The 22281-nt window shown below is 58.3% G+C and carries 16 protein-coding genes; 13 read left to right on the top strand and 3 right to left on the bottom strand.

What is annotated here, in order from left to right; translation table 11 throughout:
* Positions 1-16 precede the first annotated feature (16 nt).
* The 11 genes from nuoK to dnaE all read left to right on the top strand — a co-directional run bounded on the left by nuoK (position 17) and on the right by dnaE (position 16519).
* Positions 17-325, top strand: coding sequence for an NADH-quinone oxidoreductase subunit NuoK (gene nuoK / locus AC1DCP_RS08085; RefSeq protein WP_003496445.1), 309 nt, complete (start codon positions 17-19; stop codon positions 323-325).
* A gap of 7 nt (positions 326-332) precedes the next feature.
* Positions 333-2330 (top strand): NADH-quinone oxidoreductase subunit L, encoded by a 1998-nt coding sequence (gene nuoL / locus AC1DCP_RS08080; RefSeq protein WP_065688234.1) that lies wholly within the window; start codon positions 333-335, stop codon positions 2328-2330.
* Positions 2330-3841: an NADH-quinone oxidoreductase subunit M gene (locus tag AC1DCP_RS08075; protein WP_013635953.1), complete on the top strand. Its 1512-nt coding sequence runs from the start codon at positions 2330-2332 to the stop codon at positions 3839-3841. Before nuoL ends, AC1DCP_RS08075 begins: the two co-directional genes overlap by 1 nt.
* 18 nt (positions 3842-3859) lie before the next feature.
* Positions 3860-5302: an NADH-quinone oxidoreductase subunit NuoN gene (gene nuoN, locus AC1DCP_RS08070; protein ID WP_003512691.1), complete on the top strand. Its 1443-nt coding sequence runs from the start codon at positions 3860-3862 to the stop codon at positions 5300-5302.
* Between the two features lie 26 nt (positions 5303-5328).
* Positions 5329-6069 carry a biotin--[acetyl-CoA-carboxylase] ligase gene (locus AC1DCP_RS08065; RefSeq protein ID WP_065688307.1) on the top strand — a complete coding sequence of 247 codons (741 nt, stop codon included), beginning with the start codon at positions 5329-5331 and terminating at the stop codon, positions 6067-6069.
* Between the two features lie 207 nt (positions 6070-6276).
* Positions 6277-7944: a ribonuclease J gene (locus tag AC1DCP_RS08060; RefSeq protein ID WP_476774212.1), complete on the top strand. Its 1668-nt coding sequence runs from the start codon at positions 6277-6279 to the stop codon at positions 7942-7944.
* A gap of 148 nt (positions 7945-8092) precedes the next feature.
* Positions 8093-8398, top strand: coding sequence for a DUF1467 family protein (locus tag AC1DCP_RS08055; RefSeq protein ID WP_065688235.1), 306 nt, complete (start codon positions 8093-8095; stop codon positions 8396-8398).
* 685 nt (positions 8399-9083) lie between these two features.
* Positions 9084-10406, top strand: coding sequence for a proline--tRNA ligase (gene proS, locus AC1DCP_RS08050; protein WP_065688308.1), 1323 nt, complete (start codon positions 9084-9086; stop codon positions 10404-10406).
* A 122-nt stretch (positions 10407-10528) separates the two neighbouring features.
* Positions 10529-11836, top strand: a complete 1308-nt coding sequence (locus AC1DCP_RS08045) for a lipoprotein-releasing ABC transporter permease subunit (protein ID WP_003512696.1) — start codon at positions 10529-10531, stop codon at positions 11834-11836.
* 15 nt (positions 11837-11851) lie between these two features.
* Positions 11852-12535 carry an ABC transporter ATP-binding protein gene (locus tag AC1DCP_RS08040; protein WP_013635957.1) on the top strand — a complete coding sequence of 228 codons (684 nt, stop codon included), beginning with the start codon at positions 11852-11854 and terminating at the stop codon, positions 12533-12535.
* A 483-nt stretch (positions 12536-13018) separates the two neighbouring features.
* The gene (dnaE, locus tag AC1DCP_RS08035; protein WP_065688236.1) at positions 13019-16519 is read left to right on the top strand and encodes a DNA polymerase III subunit alpha; all 3501 of its coding nucleotides are present in this window, start codon (positions 13019-13021) and stop codon (positions 16517-16519) included.
* Between the two features lie 12 nt (positions 16520-16531).
* Here the strand turns inward: dnaE and AC1DCP_RS08030 are convergent, their stop codons facing one another.
* From AC1DCP_RS08030 to AC1DCP_RS08020, 3 genes are all read right to left on the bottom strand, one after another.
* Positions 16532-17770 (bottom strand): L,D-transpeptidase family protein, encoded by a 1239-nt coding sequence (locus AC1DCP_RS08030; protein WP_025593265.1) that lies wholly within the window; start codon positions 17768-17770, stop codon positions 16532-16534.
* A gap of 165 nt (positions 17771-17935) precedes the next feature.
* Positions 17936-19219, bottom strand: a complete 1284-nt coding sequence (locus tag AC1DCP_RS08025) for a DNA polymerase IV (RefSeq protein ID WP_112152851.1) — start codon at positions 19217-19219, stop codon at positions 17936-17938.
* A 69-nt stretch (positions 19220-19288) separates the two neighbouring features.
* Positions 19289-19597, bottom strand: a complete 309-nt coding sequence (locus AC1DCP_RS08020) for a DUF3572 domain-containing protein (protein WP_019565486.1) — start codon at positions 19595-19597, stop codon at positions 19289-19291.
* Positions 19598-19728: 131 nt separating this feature from the next.
* On the opposite strand from AC1DCP_RS08020, the gene AC1DCP_RS08015 reads away from it, so the two are divergent.
* Both AC1DCP_RS08015 and AC1DCP_RS08010 read left to right on the top strand, forming a co-directional pair.
* Entirely contained in the window at positions 19729-20100 is a 372-nt protein-coding gene (locus AC1DCP_RS08015; RefSeq protein ID WP_003496409.1) for a response regulator, read from the top strand.
* Between the two features lie 18 nt (positions 20101-20118).
* The gene (locus tag AC1DCP_RS08010; RefSeq protein WP_065688238.1) at positions 20119-21489 is read left to right on the top strand and encodes a PleD family two-component system response regulator; all 1371 of its coding nucleotides are present in this window, start codon (positions 20119-20121) and stop codon (positions 21487-21489) included.
* Positions 21490-22281: the final 792 nt, after the last annotated feature.

Below are 22281 nucleotides of genomic sequence, written 5' to 3'. Positions count from 1 at the left end.
TCCAAGGAAACAGAATATGGAAATCGGTCTTTCCCACTACCTGACGGTCAGCGCGATCCTCTTCACGATCGGCATCTTCGGTATCTTCCTCAACCGGAAGAACGTCATCGTCATCCTCATGTCGATCGAGCTCATCCTGTTGGCGGTCAACATCAACATGGTGGCGTTCTCGGCTTTCCTGAACGACATCGTCGGCCAGGTCTTCGCACTGTTCATTCTGACCGTCGCAGCCGCCGAAGCGGCCATCGGTCTTGCAATACTCGTTGTCTTCTACCGCAACCGCGGATCGATCGCTGTCGAAGACGTCAATATGATGAAGGGCTGATAAGGCTATGATCTACAAGGCTATCGTCTTTCTTCCCCTGATCGGCTTCCTGATTGCCGGCCTGTTTGGCCGGTCGATCGGCGCCAAGGCTTCGGAATATCTCACCACCGGTCTGATGATCGTGGTCGCCGTCCTGTCGTGGATCGTCTTCTTCTCCGTCGCGCTTGCCCATGGCGAGCCGGGCGAGGTGATCAAGGTCACCGTGCTGCGCTGGATCCAGTCCGGCGGCATCGACGTCGAGTGGGCGTTCCGCATCGATACCCTGACGGCCGTCATGTTCGTCGTCGTCAACACCGTCTCGACGCTGGTGCACCTCTATTCGATCGGATACATGCACCACGATCCGCATCGTCCGCGCTTCTTTGCCTATCTTTCGCTGTTCACCTTCGCCATGCTGATGCTGGTGACCTCCGACAACCTGCTGCAGATGTTCTTCGGCTGGGAAGGCGTTGGTCTGGCGTCGTACCTGCTGATCGGTTTCTGGTTCAAGAAGCCTTCGGCGTCTGCTGCTGCCATGAAGGCGTTCATCGTCAACCGCGTTGGCGACTTCGGCTTCATTCTCGGCATATCAGGCGTCTTCGTGCTGTTCGGCTCGATCAATTTCGAAACCATCTTCGCTGCCGCCAGCACCTATCTGCCGGCTGAAGGTGCAGCTTCCACCGAAACCGTCATCAACCTGTTCGGCATGCAGCTGGACAAGGCCAATGCGATGACGGGCGTCTGCCTGCTGCTCTTCATGGGCGCCATGGGTAAGTCGGCGCAGTTCCTGCTGCACACCTGGCTGCCGGACGCGATGGAAGGCCCGACCCCTGTGTCCGCCCTCATTCACGCCGCAACAATGGTCACCGCCGGTGTCTTCCTGGTTGCCCGCATGTCGCCGCTGTTCGAATTGTCGCATGATGCGCTCACTGTCGTGACGCTGGTCGGCGCCATCACCGCCTTCTTCGCAGCGACCGTCGGTCTCGTGCAGAACGATATCAAGCGCGTGATTGCCTATTCGACCTGCTCGCAGCTCGGTTACATGTTCGTGGCACTTGGCGTCGGTGCTTATGGCGCGGCCGTGTTCCACCTCTTCACGCATGCCTTCTTCAAGGCACTGCTGTTCTTGTGCGCCGGTTCGGTTATCCATGCCGTCGATGGCGAGCAGGACATGCGTTACATGGGCGGCCTGCGCAAGCATATCCCCATCACCTTCTGGACGATGACCGTCGGCACGCTTGCGCTGACAGGTGTGGGCATTCCGGGCACGATGATCGGCTTTGCCGGCTTCTTCTCGAAGGACGTGATCATCGAATCCGCTTATGCGTCCCATTCGGTGCTGTCGGGTTTCGCCTTCACGCTGCTGGTCATCGCAGCGCTGTTCACCAGCTTCTATTCCTGGCGTCTGGCGTTCATGACCTTCTTCGGAAAGCCGCGCGCTTCGGCTGACGTGATGCACCATGTGCATGAATCGCCGATGGTCATGCTGATCCCGCTCTTCATCCTCACCGTCGGGGCGATCTTCGCCGGTGTTGTCTTCGAAGGTTACTTCTTCGGCCATGAATATGCCGAGTTCTGGAAGGGTGCTCTCTTCACGCTTCCGGAAAATGAAATCCTTGACGAGTTCCACCATGTTCCGCTGTGGGTCAAGTGGAGCCCGTTCTTCGCCATGGCGCTTGGTTTTGTCACCGCATGGTACATGTATATCAAGTCGCCGGAGACGCCGAAGCGTCTGGCAGCGACCCATCGCGGCCTCTATCAGTTCCTCTTGAACAAGTGGTATTTCGACGAGCTTTACGACTTCCTCTTCGTGCGTTCCGCAAAGGCGCTTGGCCGCTTCCTGTGGAAGAAGGGCGACGTGGCCGTCATCGACCACTACGGACCGAACGGCATTGCAGCGCGTGTGGTTGACGTGACCAACCGCATGGTCCGCCTGCAATCCGGTTACCTTTATCACTATGCCTTTGCGATGCTGATCGGCATCGCGGCGCTTGTCACCTGGATGATGCTCGGGAGTGCGTTTTGATGACCGATTGGCCAATTCTTTCAACGGTCACCTTTCTGCCGCTCGTCGGCGTGGTGCTCTTGCTGCTGACCAATGAGAACGGCCCTTACGGTCGCCGCAACATTCTCAACGTCTCGCTGCTGACGACCGTTTTCACCTTCCTGGTGTCGCTGTTCGTCTGGATCGGCTTCGATAATTCGAACCCCGGTTTCCAGATGGTGGAAAAACACGCATGGTTCGGCAACATCGCCGCCTATCATCTGGGCGTCGACGGCATCTCCATGCTGTTCGTCATCCTCACCACCTTCCTCATGCCTTTCTGCGTGCTGGCAAGCTGGCAGTCGGTTGAAAAGCGCATCAAGGAATACATGATCGCCTTCCTGCTTCTGGAAGTCGTCATGATCGGCGTCTTCGTGGCGCTGGATACGGTTCTTTTCTACGTCTTCTTCGAAGCAACGCTGATCCCGATGTTCATCATCATCGGCGTTTGGGGCGGCAAGGATCGCGTCTACGCATCCTACAAATTCTTCCTCTACACGCTGCTTGGCTCGGTTCTGACCATGCTCGCCATCATGGCGATGTACTGGCAGTCCGGCACGACCGATATGACGGAATTGCTGAAATACGGCTTCCCGGCCGGCATGCAGACCTGGCTATGGCTTGCCTGTTTCGCCGCTTTCTCGGTCAAGATGCCGATGTGGCCGGTACACACCTGGCTGCCGGATGCGCACGTGCAGGCGCCGACCGCGGGTTCCGTCATTCTGGCAGGCGTCATGCTGAAGCTTGGCGGTTACGGTTTCATCCGTTTCTCGCTGTCGATGTTCCCCTTGGCGTCGGACTATTTCGCTCCCTTCGTCTTCACGCTGTCGGTTCTCGCCATCATCTACACCTCGCTCGTGGCGATGATGCAGGACGACATCAAGAAGCTGATCGCCTATTCCTCCGTTGCCCACATGGGTTACGTGACCATGGGCATCTTCGCGGCCAATGTGCAGGGCGTGCAGGGCGCAATCTTCCAGATGCTGTCGCACGGCATCGTGTCGGGCGCGCTCTTCCTCTGCGTCGGCGTCGTTTACGATCGGCTGCATACCCGTGAGATCTCTGCCTATGGCGGCCTCGTGAACAACATGCCGAAATATGCCGTCGCCTTCATGATCTTCACCATGGCCAATGTCGGTCTGCCCGGCACCTCCGGCTTCGTTGGTGAATTCCTGACGCTGATCGGCGTATTCCGCGCCAACACGCTGGTCGCGCTGTTTGCGGCAACCGGCGTCATCCTCTCGGCCGCTTACGCGCTGTGGCTTTACCGCCGCGTGATTTTCGGTGCGCTTGAGAAGGAAAGCCTGAAATCGATGCTAGATCTGTCGACCCGCGAAAAGGTCATCCTTTATCCGCTGGTTGCGCTGACGATCTTCTTCGGCGTCTATCCGGCTCCGGTTTTCGATGCGACAGCCGCTTCGGTCGATCTTCTGGTAAACAACTATACGGCTGCATTGCAGGCGGCGCAAAATGTTGCGCTTTCTATGAATTGACGACAGGACCCGTTGGACATGACCGCTGAAATTCTTTTTGCCAGTCTGCACATCGCGACGCCCGAACTGATCCTTGCGGTCGGCGCGCTGGCGCTGCTCATGATTGGCGTCTTCTCGGGCGACAAGTCGACAACGACGGTCACGGGCCTCTCCGTGGCCTTGCTGCTCGTCGTCGGTCTCTGGATCGTCTTTGCGCCCGCTTCGGGTGTGGCTTTCGGCGGCGTTTACGTCGCCGATGCCTTCGGCAACTTCATGAAGGTGCTGGCGCTGATCGGGTCGATCACCGCCATGATCCTTTCTGTCGGCCAGAGCCGTTTCGAGCCGGTCGGCCGGTTCGAGTATCCGGTGCTTCTGGTTCTGGCGACGCTCGGCATCCTGCTGATGATTTCGGCCAACAACCTGATCTCGCTCTATATGGCGCTGGAGCTGCAGTCGCTTGCGCTCTACGTCGTCTGCGCCATCAACCGGGAAAGCCTGCGCTCCACCGAAGCGGGCCTGAAATATTTCGTTCTCGGTGCGCTCTCCTCGGGCATGCTGCTTTACGGCATGTCGCTGGTTTACGGCTTTACCGGCAATACCGGCTTTACCGAAATCGCCCAGGTTCTGACGGCGGAGACCCGTTCGCTCGGCCTCGTCTTCGGTCTGGTTTTTGTTCTTGCCGGTCTGGCATTCAAGATTTCCGCCGTGCCGTTCCACATGTGGACGCCTGATGTTTATGAGGGTGCGCCGACACCGGTCACAGCCTTCCTGTCTGCCGCTCCCAAGATCGGCGCCATGGCGATCTTCGTTCGCATCGTCGTGGACGCTTTCCAGCCGGTCTTTGCCGACTGGCAGCAGATCGTCGTCTTCATCTCCATCGCTTCCATGCTGCTCGGCTCGTTCGCGGCAATCGGCCAGAAGAACATCAAGCGCCTGATGGCCTATTCTTCCATCGGTCACATGGGTTACGCGCTGGTTGGTCTTGCGGCGGGCACCGAGGCGGGTATCTCGGGCGTCATTCTCTACATGACCATCTACATGGTCATGACGCTCGGCACCTTCGCCTGCATTCTCTCCATGCGTCGCAAGGAAATCGGCAATGTCGAAAATGTCGAGGATCTGGCCGGGCTTTCGTCCACCAACCCCTTCATGGCAGTTGTTCTGACGATCCTGATGTTCTCGCTTGCCGGCATTCCGCCGCTCGCCGGATTCTTCGGCAAGTACTACGTCTTCCTTGCTGCCATCGAAGCCAAACTCTATCCGCTTGCCGTCATCGGTGTGATCGGCTCGGTTGTCGGTGCGTATTATTATATCCGCGTCGTCAAGGTCATGTGGTTCGATGAAGCCAAGGGCAGCTTCGAGCGTCCGGCTGGCGAACTGAAAATCGTTTATGCGCTCTCTGGACTGTTCGTCGTCGCTTTCATCGTCTTCGGTGGTGCGCTCGGCAATGCAGTCACGGTTGCGGCAAAGACGTTCTTTTGAGCAATACGCACAAGCATACGGGCCGGATGTCCATCGATGACTTCCGGCACGAGGAGATGGCGGAAACGCCATCGACCAACATCGAATGTTTCGCCCGCGCAAGGGCAGGCGATGGCGGCAATCTGTGGATCACCGCCATCCGCCAGACTGGCGGGCGCGGTCGCCGCGGCCGGCCTTGGGTGTCTGAACCAGGCAATCTCTACGCTTCGCTTCTTCTCATCGATCCCGCGCCAATGGACCGCATCGGTTCATTGCCGCTTGCCTTTGCGCTCGCCGTCTACCGCGCCATTCGCGCTGTGCTGCCGACGGGTGGCGATCCGCTAGAGATAAAGTGGCCGAATGACGTGCTGATCGGGCGCCGGAAGACCTGCGGCATTCTGATGGAAGCCGAACTTCTGCCGGATGGACGCCGCGCCATCGTCATCGGCATCGGCATCAATATCGCCCACAAGCCTGAAAATCCGCTTTATCCCGTCACCATGCTGTCCGAACACGGGGCGTCGTGCTCCCCCGACGAGCTGTTCGCGCATCTCTTCCGCGAGACAGCGGATGTGCTGCAAAGCTGGGATGAGGGCAGGGGCGTTTCCGGGGTCATGGCCGGATGGCGGGCGGCTGCCTGCGGTATCGGCGAACATATCACCGTCAATTTTCCGGATCGCTCGATCGGCGGGCGTTTCGTTGGAATTGATGATAATGGTTATCTGCTGCTGGATGAGGATGAGGGCACAAGGCGCTCCATCGCCGCCGGCGACGTGTTTTTTGGATGAGGTGGACGGCGTGTCTTCAAGGACCCGCGCCGAACCTCTTCCCACAGGTTGGAGCTTTCCTGCTGCTCATGAAAAGCAGGGTGACAGACCGGCTCCGCATCGGCCCGGTCGATCATATGATGTTTCATGTCCGATGCTGTTAAACGGGCGGCTGGGCGCGGCATATTGCCGTCGCCAGCGCGCTCTCGTGAGTGGATAAGAAGAACAATGACTAAACAGGACGAACTGGTATTTTTGCCGCTTGGCGGCGTCGGCGAAATTGGCATGAATCTGGCGCTGTACGGCTACGGTCCGGAAAACAAGCGCCAATGGATCATGGTGGATTGCGGCGTTACCTTTGCCGGCCTMGATCTGCCTGGTGTCGATCTGGTTCTCCCCGATATCAGCTATATCGCCGAGCAGAAGAAGAACCTCAAAGGCATCATCATCACCCACGCCCATGAGGATCACTACGGCGCGCTGAACGATCTGTGGCCGGGCCTCAACGTGCCCGTCTATGCCTCGGGTTTCACCGCCGGCATGCTGGAGGCAAAGCGCGCCTACGAGGGCAGTCGTGCCGAAATTCCAATCACCCCGTTCAAGGCGGGTGATCGCATCAATGTCGGCCCTTTCGAAATCGAGGCCGTCGGCGTCAACCATTCGATCCCCGAGCCGATGTCGCTGGTCATCCGCACGCCGCTTGGCAATGTCATCCACACGGGCGACTGGAAGATTGACGAGGCGCCGTCTCTCGGTCCGTTGACGGATGAGGCGCGTTTCCGCGCCATCGGCGAGGAGGGCGTGCTGGCGTTGATGTGCGACAGCACCAACTCGCTGCGTGACGGCGTATCGCCTTCGGAGCACGAAGTGTCTGAGGGGCTGCGCCAGATCATTGAAAATGCCGAGGGTCGCGTGGCCATCACCACCTTCTCCTCCAATGTTGGCCGTATCCGCTCCATCGCGCAGGCTGCGGAAGCTGCCGGACGCGAAGTGCTGCTGCTCGGCTCGTCGCTGAAGCGCGTCGTCAACGTTTCGCAGGATCTCGGCATCATGGAAGGTATCAAGCCGTTCCTGGCTGAAGACGAATACGGCTATATTCCGCGCAACAAGGTGGTCGTCATTCTCACGGGTTCGCAGGGTGAGCCGCGGGCAGCCCTTGCCAAGCTTTCGCGCGATGAGATGCGTAATGTGGCGCTGGCTGCCGGTGATACGGTGGTATTTTCCTCGCGCGCCATTCCGGGCAACGAAAAGGCGATCATCGAGATCAAGAACGGCCTGATAGAGCAGGGCATCCATATCGTTACCGACAATGAKGCTTTGGTGCATGTCTCCGGCCATCCCCGCCGTAACGAACTTCTGAGGATGTACGAATGGACCAAGCCGCAAATCCTGGTGCCGGTGCATGGCGAGGCGGCGCATCTGGTGGCGCAGAAGGAACTGGCCGAACAGGCCGGCATTTCTCAGGTGCCGAAGGTTCGTAACGGCAACATTCTGCGTCTGGCGCCTGGTCCTGCGGAAGTCATCAACGACGCACCGCACGGCCGCGTCTTCAAGGACGGCAACCTCATCGGTGACCTCGACGAGATGGGGATCAGCAACCGCCGCAAGCTTTCCTTCGCCGGCCATGTCTCCGTCAATGTGCTGCTGGACAGCCGCTACGACTTCCTCGGAGATCCCGATGTCGTACCTTTCGGCCTGCCGGAATTCGATGATGAGGGCGAGGACATGGAAGATACGCTCTATGACGCCGTACTGGGCGCCGTGGAAAGCATCCCCCGGGCCCGCCGCAAGGACCTTGCGCTGCTGCGCGAGTCAGTGCGCCGCGCCGTACGCGCCGCTGCCAATCAGGCATGGGGCAAGAAGCCGATCGTGACGGTTTTCGTCACCAAGGTCTGAACCGGAAAATACCGGGTTTTCAAACCGTCACGCCCCGTCATGTCCGGACCATCTCGGACATGACGCAATCGCTGTCCGCGATCGTTCCTTCTCCTCTCTTGCAGCTTTTTACACATCTTGCAGGGAAGTGATTCCGGTTCGCGGATGAATGCGTTACAAGGGGCGCACCACGCAGGAGGACGTCATGCCGCTTCTTTCGGTCTTCGCCATTTATTTCATCGTCTGGTGGACGGTGCTTTTCGTTGTGCTGCCGATTGGCCTTCGCACCCAGGAGGAAGACGGCGATGTGGCGATCGGCACGGTTGCAAGCGCCCCGTCAAGGTTCAGGGGCGGGCGCATCGTGTTGTGGACAACGCTGATATCGGCTTTGATCTGCGGGCTCTGGTACGGCGTAACCTGGTGGTTCGGCGTCAGCATGGACGACCTTCCGAGAATTATCCCGGTTTTCGACTGAAGCACTTCACCCACGCGCCAGGATTAAGCGCGCCGTAGAATTTGCAGCGTGGCGGGCTTCCTGATGCGATTTAAGGCAACATAAGCCGTGCTGCCGTTTTATGCACGGTCGCCAAAAGATGCGCCAGTGCTGTCACATGGATGTCATATCAGTCGTGCACACACCATGAGAGTGTCTGGCGGGCAATTCTCTGTCACAATTTTACCGGAATAACCATTCGGGGTTGTGAACTTCGCCGGAATCAAAAAAAAACAAGGCATTTCAGCCTTGTTTTTCAGGTTTCGCGTGATCTGTAACCGTTACCGGGGCAGCGACAAGCGCGCCTAAGATCGAATCCTCCCAAGACTGACCGCGAAAACGGCAAGAATTTAGACTTCCTGCCTCTTTTGTGAGCTAAAGTTAGCCCAATCACCCATGCTTGTCATCTCATTTTTTGCATATTTGTTACAGTCGGCAAAAAATTCCCTGTGGTGCAATTTGTCGCACCGGATCAAGAATAATATTCCGGCCAAAGCGTTTTGACGCGAATTAGCTATCGCGAAAATGCCACGAAATCGCCTAGGCAGGTCTTTGCATGGCGGGTTTTCTTCTTGGTCAGAAACAGCTATGTACGGCGCCAATATCCCTCTATTCGGGGCGATTCCCGCGCCTTTGCGTGTTGTTGCCCATACCAATGGAAGTCGTCATGCGTCTCAGCCGTTATTTCATGCCCATCCTGAAGGAAAACCCCAAGGAAGCGGAGATTGTCTCCCATCGCCTCATGCTGCGTGCGGGCATGATCCGGCAGCAATCGGCTGGCATCTATTCCTGGCTACCGCTGGGCAAGCGCGTTCTGGACAAGGTCAACAGGATCATCCGCGAGGAGCAAGACCGCTCGGGCGCGATCGAGCTTCTGATGCCGACGCTGCAGACCGCTGAGCTGTGGCAGGAGAGCGGCCGTTATGACGATTACGGCAAGGAAATGCTGCGCATCAAGGACCGTCAGGACCGCCAGATGCTGTATGGCCCCACTAACGAGGAGATGATCACTGACATCTTCCGGTCCTATGTGAAATCCTACAAGAACCTGCCGCTGAACCTCTATCATATTCAGCTGAAGTTCCGCGACGAGGTGCGCCCCCGTTTCGGCACCATGCGCTCGCGCGAGTTTTTGATGAAGGATGCCTATTCCTTCGATCTGACCAAGGAAGACGCGATCCACTCCTATAACAAGATGTTCGTGGCTTACCTGCGCACCTTTGAGCGCCTTGGCCTGCGCGCCATTCCCATGCGTGCCGATACCGGCCCGATTGGCGGCAATCACAGCCACGAATTCATCATTCTGGCCGATACCGGCGAATCCGAAGTCTTCTGCCACAAGAGCTTCCTCGACCGCGCCATCCCCGCCGATGATACCAACTTCGACGACGTCGCAGCCCTTCAGGGCGTTTTCGACGAATGGACGGCCGACTATGCCGCCACCTCGGAAATGCACGACGAATCTGCTTATGAGGCCATTCCCGATGGCCAGCGCCTTTCCGCGCGCGGCATCGAAGTCGGCCACATCTTCTATTTCGGCACCAAATATTCCGAGCCGATGGGCGCCAAGGTGCAGGGTGCTGATGGCAAGGAACACCCCGTTCACATGGGGTCCTACGGCATTGGCCCGACACGCCTTGTTCCCGCCATCATTGAAGCATCGCATGACGAAAACGGAATCATCTGGCCGGCTTCGGTCGCTCCTTTCGATGTCGTGATTATCAACATGAAGGCAGGTGACGCAGCCTGTGATGCGGCGTGCGAAAAGCTGTATTACTCGCTCTCCAATGCCGGCAAGGATGTTCTTTATGACGATACGGACGACCGCGCGGGCCAGAAGTTCGCGACTGCTGACCTGATCGGCGTGCCGATGCAGATCATCGTCGGCCCACGTTCGGCAGCGAACGGTGAAGTCGAGGTGAAGGATCGCAAGACCGGCGACCGTCAAACCGTCACAATCGAAGCGGCAATGAACAGGGTGCTTGGCTAAGCGCGAAATGGTGAAAGTGACGAGCGGTTTTCGCCTGAAATCCGCTCCAGCTTTATGAGATCAAGATCAGGGGTCGGTTTTTTGTGAAAACCGGCCTTTCAAGTTCAGATCAGGGAGACGACATGGCAAAAGCCGAGGCTGACAAGGGTGCGGCTCCTTCCGCCCGGGAAAGGACCGCCCGGCCGTTTTCTGCTTTCGAGCGCATGGTGGCCTGGCGCTATCTGCGGTCGCGGCGCAAGGAAGCGTTCATATCCGTCATCGCCGGCTTTTCCTTCGTCGGCATCATGCTGGGCGTCGCGACGCTTATCATCGTCATGGCTGTCATGAACGGTTTTCGCACGGAGCTGATTTCGCGCATTCTCGGCATCAACGGCCATATGATCGTCCAGCCGATCGATCAGCCCTTCAACAATTACGATGAGCTGGCGAAGAAGTTCTCCGCCATTCCGGGCGTGACGATGGCCCTGCCGCTGGTAGAGGGGCAGACATTGGCCTCCGGTCGCGGTGGCGCCGGCTCCGGTGCGCTCGTGCGCGGCGTTCGCCAGGACGATATCGACAAGATCAAGGAAGTCGCCACCAACGTCAAGACCGGCGATCTCGTCGGCTTCATGGCGGGCGACGGGGTTCTGGTTGGCTCAAGGCTTGCCGCACAGCTTGGCGTGACGGCGGGTGACGATATCACCCTCATTTCGCCTGAAGGCGATGTGACGCCGATGGGTGTCAACCCCCGCGTCAAATCCTACAAGATTTCGGGCGTCTTCGAGATCGGCATGTCGGAATATGACGCGTCGATGATCTATATGCCGCTGTCCGAAGCCCAGCTTTATTTCAATGCCGAAGGCCTGGTGCAATCCATCGAGCTTTACGTCAGTCGCCCCGACAATGTAGACGGCATCCGCCCGCTGGTGGAGCAGGCAGCTGAACGGCAGATCTATATCACCGACTGGAGACAGCGTAACCAGACCTTCTTTTCCGCCCTGCAGGTGGAAAGAAACGTGATGTTCATGATACTGACGCTCATCGTTCTGGTGGCGGCGCTCAACATCATTTCTGGCCTCATCATGCTGGTTAAGGACAAGGGCAGCGATATCGCCATTCTGCGCACCATGGGCGCCAGTTCCGGCGCCGTCATGCGTATCTTCTTCATGACGGGAGCTGCCATCGGCACGGTGGGCACATTCGCCGGTGTGGCACTCGGCGTCATCGTCTGCCTCAATGTGGAATCCATCCGGCAGTTCTTCTCCTGGGTATCAGGCACGGTGCTGTTTGATCCGCAGCTCTATTTCCTCAGCCAGCTTCCGGCCGAAATGGATATCAGCGAGACCATTACCGTCGTCATCATGGCGCTGACGCTTTCTTTCCTGGCAACCATCTTTCCGGCATGGCGGGCTTCCAAGCTCGATCCGGTGCAGGCCCTGCGTTACGAATAAGGACCGCTTCACAATATGGCAAAAAAATCAGTGCTGCGGCTTACCGGCGTCGAGAGGACCTATGGTCAGGGCGAGACGTCGCTCTCCATTCTGCGCAAGGCCGATTTCGAGTTGAAGAGCGGTGAGATGGTGGCGCTTGTTGCCCCCTCGGGCACCGGCAAATCCACGCTGTTGCATCTCGCTGGGCTTCTCGAACATCCGGATGCTGGCGAGGTTTTCATCAATGACGCGCCCTGCAATGGTCTGCCGGATGAAAAGCGCACGGCGATCCGCCGCAGCGACATCGGTTTTGTCTACCAGTTCCATCATCTGCTGCCGGAGTTCACGGCGGTGGAGAACGTGATGATGCCGCAGCTCATCGCCGGTCTGACGCAGGGCGAGGCCCGCAAGCGTGCGAGCGCGCTGCTCGATTACATGCGCGTCGGCCATCGCGGCGAACATCGCCCGGCTGAGCTTTCCGGCGGTGAACAGCAACGTGTGGCGATTGCGCGCGCCGTTGCCAACGCACCGCTCCTGCTTCTCGCCGACGAGCCGACCGGCAATCTCGATCCCGAGACCGCGCATTACGTGTTCGATGCGCTGGAGGCGCTGGTGCGCCAGTCCGGCCTTGCCGCACTGATCGCCACCCATAATCATGAGCTTGCCAACCGCATGGACCGCCGCGTGACGCTTGCAGACGGCAAGATCGTAGACTTCTGATCGTGATGCAATAAGGCGACCAGAACGCCGCCTTTGCGATCTTTTCTGCGGCTGAGTCTGTCTACGGTCAGGTTTCCCGCGAGGCCACTCGTCCTTCCACAATTGAATTTTCACGAACCCGGAGGTGTTTTTGCCTCCGGGTTTTTTTGCTTTGGAGTCAGTGGCTTGCCATTCACGAAGGTGGAACCGCAGCCGATTCTGCCGCGTTAGCAAGGAGACTATCAATAAAAGCCTGTTGACAATCGAACAAAATGAGAACAAAGTTAGAACATAACGAGTAAGGAGAGACCAATGACTGATTTCATCCGTGACGTTGCCGCTTTCGCCTCCATCGCTGTGTTTGTCGCCAGCTTTTCGGTGATCCTCACTGCCCTGTGAAGGGCACACCGGCGCAGAAGCCTGTATAGACGCCGAAAGGCGGTGGACTTTGAAGGCCGAAAATCGGAAAATCGCCCCCTCGATTCAGAATGACAGGATGACGATATGGGCGAGACGGTTACGCGTGGAGAGACCTCTAGCGAAACGCTGAAAACACCCGGTTTCGTCCATCTGCGGGTTCACTCCGCTTACTCCCTGCTTGAGGGGGCTTTACCCCTCAAGAAAATCATGTCCAAGGCCGTTGCAGACGGCCAGCCGGCCATAGCCATTACCGACACCAACAATCTTTTCGTCGCGCTGGAGTTTTCCGAAAAGGCGCGTGATGAGGGCTTGCAGCCGATTATCGGCTGTCAGGTGTCGATCGACATGCAGGATGCGGTGGATGATCGCCGCAACCACAACAGCCACCTTGCCAAGCTTCCGGCCATCGTGCTGCTCGCGGCGGATGCCGGAGGGTACGAGCGGCTGGTGGACCTTATCAGCCGCGCTTATCTGGAGGGCGAAAGCGGTGGCCAGTCCGTGCATATTACCCGTGCATGGCTGGAGGAAGCCTCCAATGCCGGGCTGATCGTGCTGACGGGTGCCTCCGGTGGTCCGGTGGATATGGCTCTGAAGGAACGGCATACGGCGCAGGCGAGAGAACGCCTGCTGGCGCTGAAATCACTCTTCGGTGACAAGCTTTATATCGAATTGCAGCGTCAGTCCGGTTTCGACCGCGCCCATGAGCGGCGTATGATCGGGCTTGCTTATGAACATGATATTCCGCTGGTCGCCACCAACGAGGCCTTCTTCCCTTCGAGGGCCGATTATGAGGCGCATGATGCATTGATGGCGGTGGCGCATAACGCCATCGTTTCTGATGACAGCCGATTCCGCCTGACCCCCGACCATTATATGAAAAGCCGTGAGGAGATGGCGGAGCTGTTTGCCGACCTTCCGGAGGCACTGGAAAACACCGTCGAAATCGCAATGCGTTGCTCGTATGTGCTGAAGAAGCGTGGGCCGATCCTGCCGCGCTTCACCGGTGCCAGCGACGATCCCGAAGCGGCACAACGGGCAGAGGCCGAAGAGCTTCGCCGTCAGGCCGTCGAAGGTCTTGATCTTCGCCTTGCGGCCCTCGGCATGGCACCTGGCTACACAGAGCAGGAATATCGCGACAGGCTGGATTTCGAGCTTGGCGTCATCGAACGCATGGGTTTTCCAGGTTACTTCCTGATCGTTGCGGACTTCATCAAATGGGCCAAGCAGCAGGATATTCCGGTCGGCCCCGGCCGCGGTTCGGGTGCAGGCTCGCTCGTGGCCTATGCGCTGACCATCACCGATGTCGATCCTCTGCGCTTCTCGCTGCTGTTCGAACGCTTCCTCAATCCCGAACGCGTGTCGATGCCCGACTTCGATATCGACTTCTGCCAGGACCGCCGCGAAGAGGTGATCCGCTACGTGCAGCGCAAATATGGCCGCGAGCAGGTGGCGCAGATCATTACCTTCGGTTCGTTGCAGGCGCGCGCGGCATTGCGCGACGTCGGCCGCGTGCTGGAAATGCCCTATGGGCAGGTGGACAAGATCTGCAAGCTGGTCCCCAACAACCCGGCCAATCCGACGCCGCTGTCTAAAGCGATCGAGGAAGAGCCGCGTCTGCAGGAAGAGGCGGACAAGGAACCCGTCGTTGCCCGACTTCTGGATATCGCCCAGAAGATCGAGGGGCTTTACCGTCACGCCTCCACCCATGCTGCCGGTATCGTCATCGGTGACCGGCCGCTGTCGAAGCTGGTGCCGATGTATCGCGATCCGCGCTCCGACATGCCGGTTACCCAGTTCAACATGAAGTGGGTGGAAAGCGCAGGCCTCGTCAAATTCGACTTTCTCGGTCTGAAGACGTTGACGGTGCTGAAGGTTGCCGTCGATTTCGTTGCCAAACGCGGCATCAAGGTCGATCTCGCCGCAATTCCGCTGGACGACGCCAAAACCTACGAGATGTTGTCACGCGGCGAAACCATCGGCGTGTTCCAGGTGGAAAGTGCCGGCATGCGCAAGGCGCTTATCGGCATGCGCCCGGACTGCATCGAGGACATCATTGCGCTGGTGGCGCTTTATCGTCCGGGTCCGATGGAAAACATTCCGGTCTACAATGCCCGCAAGCATGGCGAGGAGGAGCTGGAGTCGATCCACCCCACCATCGACCATCTCCTGAAGGAAACGCAGGGCGTTATCGTCTATCAGGAACAGGTGATGCAGATCGCCCAGGTTCTGTCAGGTTATTCGCTCGGCGAAGCCGATCTTCTGCGCCGCGCCATGGGCAAGAAGATCAAGGAGGAGATGGACCAGCAGCGCGAGCGCTTCGTAGACGGCGCGATCAGAAACAGCGTGTCGAAGCCGCAGGCCAACACCATCTTCGACCTTCTGGCGAAATTCGCCAATTACGGCTTCAACAAGAGCCACGCCGCCGCTTACGCCATCGTGTCCTATCAGACCGCCTATATGAAGGCGCATTATCCGGTTGAGTTCCTTGCGGCCTCCATGACGCTGGATATGGCCAACACGGAAAAACTCAATGATTTCCGCCAGGATGCCAGCCGTCTCGGTATAGAGGTCGTGGCACCTTCGGTGCAGACGTCCTTCCGGCAGTTCGAGACGGGTGAGAACCGCATCTATTATTCGCTGGCCGCCATCAAGGGCGTGGGCGAGGGCGCGGTGGAGCACATCGTTACCGTGCGCGACGGCAAGCCATTTGCGAGCCTGGAGGATTTCTGCCTGCGCATCGATCCGAAGCAGATCAACCGGCGTGTGCTCGAAAGCCTCATCAATGCTGGCGGTTTCGATTGTTTTGGCCGCGACCGTGCCGAGATGATCGGCGGGCTGGACCGTATCATCGGTTATTCGCAACGCGCGCAGGAAAGCCGCGTTACCGGCCAGTCGGACATGTTCGGCTCAGGCGGCGCAAGCGGCCCGGAAAAGCTCATCCTGCCTGCCTTCCAGCACTGGCTCGCCTCGGAGAAACTGCTGCGCGAATATCAGGTGCTCGGTTTTTACCTGACCGCACATCCGCTCGATACCTACCGCCCTGTATTGGAAAAGTTGCGGGTGCAGAATTTCGCCGATTTTTCCGCGGCAGTGAAACAGGGGGCGACCGCCGGGCGTCTGGCCGGCACCGTCACCGGCAAGCAGGAGCGCAAGACCCGCACTGGCAACAAGATGGGTATCGTCACCTTCTCCGATGCCTCCGGTCAATATGAGGCGGTGTTGTTTTCCGAAGGGCTTGCCCAGTTTCGCGATCTGCTCGAGGTGGGCAAATCCCTTGTTATCACCGTGCAGGCGGAAGAGCGCCCGGAAGGCATCGGTCTGCGCATCCAGACGGCGCAATCGCTCGAGGAAAAATCCGTCCAAATGCAGAAGGCGTTGCGGGTTTATGTGCGAGATTCAGGCCCGCTGAAAACCGTTGCCCGCCACCTCAATACCAAAGGTGACGGATCGGTTTATTTCATCGTCATCAAGGACGAGGGGAGCCGTGAGATCGAGGTGGAGCTGACGGAGAAATATCGTATTTCCCCTGAGATCGCCGCCGCACTTCGCTCTGCCCCCGGCGTTGTTGATGTGGAGCTGGTGTGAGGCCTCAAGCCCTCAAACCGGCCCTTCCTTTGTCACGGTAATGAAGTCCGTCCCCATCCCTGTCTCCATCTGGTGACTGAGGTCGGAAACGGTAATCGAACTACCGGTTGAAAGCTCTTTCTCGATTCGGGAGCGAATTTCGGCCGGTATTTCAAGGCGGCCTAGTACGGCGCTTAGCTGGTCAAAGCCACCGGGCGCTTCGGTAACGGTGATGCCAAGCCGCTTGCGGGCTGCGGCCGGCAGATGGTTTTCCAGTGTTACGCCATTCCATTCGGCGGTTCCGGCTGCGCGGTTGACGGCAACGGCTTCGAAGAAATGCGTTCCGAGTGCCACCTCGGGATCCTTGATGTCGATCGCAGCCTCGAATAGTGGCTTGAAATCCTGTCGCACCATGATCTGGCCATTCGGTGGATGATCTTCGCCGGCGGATGCGTAAAGCGCAGCGACGAAATCGTCGGTCAGTAGCGGCCCGGTGGTTTTCAGCCCCTTCCAGCGCTTGAACCCGTTGACGGCGCTGATCGTCATTTCTCCGGTATAGCCGTCCGGTGCGCCGGCATCGAAGCCAAGGCGCGTCAGCACGGCCTGAATATCCATCACCTTTTCGCGCTCGCCGCGCCGGGTGATGAGGATGCGCAAGGGCGAGGGCTCCTTGCCTTTGGCCATCGGTTTGATGGCTTGCGTTTTTTCATTCACGGCCACCTCAACGGTGCCCAATGCGGCGTCGAAGGTCGCGGGGCGCAGCTCGACGTCGGATAAAAGCAGCTTGCCGTCATCGGCATCGTCCCGCGGCTCAAACAGGGCTGAATGTTGTACGGAGCGCAGAGAAACCGGCCGGTCGGTGATGATGACATGCACGCCGTAGCGGGTCTCGCCGAACAGCGACTGCGCGAATTTCGAAGGCAGGCGCACGCAGCCATGCGAGGCCGGGTAATTTGGCACCTTGCCTTCGTGCAACGCGATGCCCGACCATGTCAGTCGCTGCATGAAAGGCATAGGCGCGGCCGAGTAGATGTTCGATTCGTGGTATTTGCGTTTTTCCAGAATCGAAAAAATGCCGCTCGGCGTCTCATGCCCGGCCTTGCCGGTTGAGACCTTGGATGTAGCAACGATCTCGCCGTTCTCGTAAAGCGCCAGCGATTGATCGCTTTTCGAAACGACGATCTGCAGGGACTTGTTGTCGGCGGCAAGCGCCGGAAAGGCAAGAATGCTGGCCGACAGCATGCCGGTCAGAAGACGGAAGCGAAGGGACATGACGCAATACACCACATGCACAAAACTTCGTTTACTCAACCACGCGAAGTTTAATGAAGTTTAAGGATACGGCGTCTGCCACATCACTAATTTGTGTAATATCTAAAATAGGGGCGGGGTGTTGCAGGCCGCAGGGTTTCACGGCGTTTGCAAGCGGCATGGCCGCTATTTGCGTGTGCCGAAAGTGTAGCCGGTCTCGACGCTGCCCTTGCCGAACTTGTCGCGCAGCTTGTCCATTGCCGCTTCCGCCGCCGCCCGCCGTTCCGCCTGCCTGTCGACGAGATCGGGAGGATCGGCAAGGTCCGCATCGCGCAGATCACTGACGCCTATGCCGATCAGGCGAAACTTGGTGCCGTCGGTTTCTTTCGCAAGCAGCGAAAGGCCGGTGCGGAATATGCGGTCGGCAAGCTGGGTAGGGTCATCAAGCTTGCGGTTGCGGGTGCGGAGTTTGAAATCGGCCGTCTTCATTTTCAGCACAACAGTCTGGCCGGAAATGCCGCTCTTCTTCAGGCGCCAGGCAACTTTTTCGGAAAGCGACCGCAGGATCGGTACGAGGTCCTCGTGGCGGGAAATATCGTTGAAGAAGGTGGTCTCGGAAGACACGCTTTTCGCGGGGTCGTTATTGTGCACGTGCCGTTCATCGATGCCGCGCGAAAGCCGGAACAGCCGTTGTCCCATCACGCCATAGCGGCGCATCAGGTCGCCTTCCTCCATCTCCTGCAACTGCGCGATCATGCGAATGCCGTCCGCCTCCAGCGTCGCCGCAAACGCCTTTCCAACGCCCCATATCGTCGTGACGGGCCGTGCTGCCAGAAAGGAAAGCGCTTCCGCTTCGCCGATCACCGAAAAGCCGCGCGGTTTTTTAAGGTCGGACGCGACCTTGGCCAGAAATTTGCAGTAGGACAGCCCGGCCGAGACGGTCACGCCCACTTCTTTTTCCACCCGTTTCACAAATTTCGCCAGAACCCGGGCAGGTGGATCGTGATGCAGCCTCTCCGTTCCGGAAAGATCGAGAAACGCCTCGTCTATGGAAAGCGGCTGCACGAGCGGTGTCAAATCCTGCATCATGGTTCGGATCTGACGGCCGACGCGGCTGTATTTTTCCATGTCGGGCTTTATGACCACGGCGTCCGGACAGGCTTCCAGCGCCTTGAACATCGGCATGGCGGAGCGCACGCCTTGGATGCGGGCAATGTAGCAGGCAGTGGAAACCACGCCGCGTTTTCCGCCGCCGATGATCAACGGCTTGTCGGCAAGATCGGGATTGTCCCGTTTTTCAACGGAGGCGTAAAAGGCGTCGCAATCGATATGGGCGATGCTGAGGTCGTAGAGTTCGTCATGGTAGACGAGGCGGGGACTGCCACAGGCGCGACAACGCCTCAGGTCCGCTGGCTGGCCGACCAGACAGTCGCGGCAAAAACCGGGATCATAGAGATGCGACGTGGACATGGGCCGAAAACAAAACCAGAACGTCGCCAACCATACTCCGGCCGTGACGGTGGCTCAAGGGGTGGCCTGTCAATACTCACCCGAATCCAACCCCGGGCCGGAAAAATGGTGCCAGGCGGCGGCAACCGTTTCGGGGGATGTGTCGGTCGCCGCGCAGAAGGCCATGAGGTCTGGTTCGTGGCTCATCAGAAAATCGGTGAGCCCCGCCAGAAAGCCGGGATCGTGGGCGGCATGGCGCAGCATATTGGCCTGCAATCCGCTCAGCGCCAGAAAACGCCCGAGCATTTCCGGCTCGTTTGCCAGCCAGCCAAGTATGGCGGCCGCCGTTTCTTGCGGATCTTTTCCGGCATTGTCTTTGTTTTTTGTATCTCTCAGCATTTCTCTACCGAAGTTACCTATTTTGAAACCAAATCGTTCTAGCCTTGCGCAACAAATGGACGATGGAATCGGTTCTCTGGCACCCTATATGTCTAGAAGAAGGTTTCAAAGCGAAACGGGGACTGCCCACCATGCCCAAGCAGGTCATGATAGTCGAAGACAACGAGCTGAACATGAAGCTCTTTCGTGACCTGATCGAGGCGTCTGGCTATACGACGATCCAGACACGCAACGGCATGGAAGCGCTGGATCTTGCCCGCAAGCATCGCCCCGACCTCATTCTCATGGATATTCAGCTGCCGGAGGTTTCCGGGCTGGAGGTGACGAAATGGCTGAAGGAGGATGATGAGCTGCACGTCATTCCGGTCATCGCGGTAACCGCCTTCGCCATGAAGGGGGATGAGGAGCGCATTCGTCAGGGCGGATGCGAGGCCTATGTGTCCAAGCCGATCTCCGTTCCGAAATTCATCGAAATCATCAAGACCTATCTAGGCGATGCGTAAGGCGGTTGGGGAACTGTTATGACGGCGAGAGTTCTGGTTGTTGACGACATACCCGCAAACGTAAAGCTTCTCGAAGCCCGGCTTGTCGCGGAATATTTCGACGTCGTAACCGCCGAGGATGGTTTCAAGGCGCTTGATATTTGCGACCAGGAACAGGTCGATATCATCCTGCTGGACATCATGATGCCTGGCATGGACGGTTTCGAGGTCTGCGAACGGCTGAAGGCCAATCCGAAAACGGCGCATATTCCTGTTGTCATGGTCACCGCACTCGATCAGCCCTCAGACCGCGTGCGCGGCCTGAAAGCCGGCGCCGATGATTTTCTGACCAAGCCCGTTAACGACCTTCAATTGATCGCCCGTGTCAAAAGCCTCGTGCGCCTCAAGGCCGTCAGTGACGAATTGCGGCTGCGGGCCGAGACCGCGCGCGAGATCGGCATCGAGGAGATGCTGCGCAGCGATGGCCTCATGCAGACGCCTGGCCGCGTTCTGGTGGCGGATGGCCGCGCCAGCTCGCAGGAACGCATCGTCAGGGCGCTGAAGCCGATTGCCGAGGTCGATGCCGTCACGGAGCCTCAGGCGGCCCTGTTGAAGGCCGCGAGCAACCCCTTCGAGCTTGTCATCGTCAATTCCAATTTTGAGGATTACGATCCGCTGAGACTGTGTTCGCAGCTTCGTTCGCTGGAGCGTACCCGGTTCCTGCCGTTGCTTCTGGTAGCGGAACAGGGGGCGGACGACATGGTGGCGCGGGCGCTCGATCTTGGCGTGAACGATTATATTCTCCGCCCGATCGATCCCAACGAACTTGTCGCCCGGTCCCTGACGCAGATCCGGCGCAAGCGCTATAACGAGCATCTGCGGCTCAATCTCCAGCACACGATGGAGCTTGCTATCGTCGACGGGCTGACTGGTCTTAACAATCGCCGTTATCTCGACAATCATCTGAAAATACTTTTCGACCGCGCCGCTGTGCGTGGCCGCCCGATTTCCATTTGCATGACCGATATCGACCGCTTCAAGCTGGTCAACGATACCTATGGCCACGATGTCGGCGATGAGGTTCTGCGCGAGTTTGCAGCCCGCATCCGCAGCACGGTGCGCGGCGCCGATCTTGCCTGCCGTTATGGCGGGGAGGAATTCGTGGTTGTGATGCCCGACACGCCGATGGAGCTTGCCACAAGCGTTGCCGAACGCCTGCGGGCAATCATCGAGGACAAGCCGTTTCACGTTCGTTCCATCGACCGCGAGTTGAGTATCACGGCTTCGCTCGGCATCGCCACCAGCAGCGGAGCATTCGGCGCGCCGGACGAGCTTCTGAAGCAGGCCGACAGGGCGCTCTACGAGGCGAAACACACAGGACGCAACCGCGTCGTGGCGGCCGCCGCCTAAAGGCGCAGACCCATGACGCTGACAATCCATGCCGCCTTTTGAGACTTTCGACGTTTACCGTTATCGATAGCCGCCCAAAGACCTGACGGCAAACTGTGGCAAGCGCGAAGTCCCTGACCTTGCCAGTATTTTATCTTCTTACAATGAGGGGGTGAAGTCTAACAGGGTTAATAGAGTTCAAGTTGAAAAATACGTTGAATTCAATCGCTCACGGAACTATAGTGTGCCAGCGTTGTATATTTAACCATGTTTTCCAGGTGATGTATCTCTGGCTTAAGAATTTGTTGATTTTTATTTTACTTCTGCGCACACTCCCAATCGAGAATAACAGTTCTTCCGGCGGTTTTTCCGTCTAGTGATGAAGAAACGATGGCGGTTTACACCGCTGATGTTTCGGTCGTCAGGGGCTGGTATTGCGTAGTTTGAATGCCCCATGATGCTCAGGTCCGCCGCATCTCCTGGATCGTGGGGTCGGTCGGCTGACGATGTCCGAATCGGTTCCTCGTGCCGTGATCACATCGTTAGCCGACCGCCTTATCTCCCAAAATATTCTGTGCTTGTGCTGCCGCTTATAGCGCAGCACATCCGGCTGCGCGCGCAGGCAGCGCGCTGTCGCAGCGGTTGGCGCATTTGGCCGATGAGACGCTGATTAGGAGAGGCGCTGGTTAGGCGAGACGGTGATAAAGAGCTTTACCGCAGTGCCGATAGCGCCGACTGGGTTCCAAACTCAAGAACCGCAACTAGGAAGGTTGCGATTTGTTGGCCCGTGGCGGGCCTTGCGAGGGCGCTGGC

This window comes from Agrobacterium sp. 10T429 (assembly GCF_056393925.1).
Note: the sequence above shows the minus strand (reverse complement) of the source record. Positions and strands in the feature narration are given on the sequence as shown.